Origin of the sequence: Phytoactinopolyspora endophytica (genome assembly GCF_004138495.1) — a bacterium.
GTDB classification, from domain to species: Bacteria; Actinomycetota; Actinomycetes; order Jiangellales; family Jiangellaceae; genus Phytoactinopolyspora; species Phytoactinopolyspora endophytica.
Window position 1 is genome coordinate 48849 of sequence record NZ_ML142866.1, and the last position, 288, is coordinate 49136.

Annotated in this window: 1 protein-coding gene; it reads right to left on the reverse strand. The window is 73.6% G+C overall.

From position 1 onward, the window contains the following. The coding region (locus tag ELR45_RS41575) for an MFS transporter (protein WP_240760183.1) at window positions 1-288 on the reverse strand (288 nt) is incomplete at both ends.

Here is a 288-nt window from a genome sequence, read left to right on the forward strand (position 1 = left end):
GACGACGCCGAACCCACCCCGCCATCCCAGTGCGTCCGCGCTGAACCCGACGGACAGCCGGCCGAGCATGCCGCCGATCGTGTTGCCCGCGATCATCGCGCCGACGGCGGCTGCCACGCCGTGGCGACCAAGCCGCTCGACCAGGTAGGCGGCCCCGACGCCGGCGACGCCGGCGATCGCCACGCCCTGCACCGCACGCAGGACCAGCAGCACGGAGTACGACGGGGCGAACGGCTGCACGGCGCTGGTCAGCAGCGACGCGATGAGCGAGAGGACGATCACCCGGTG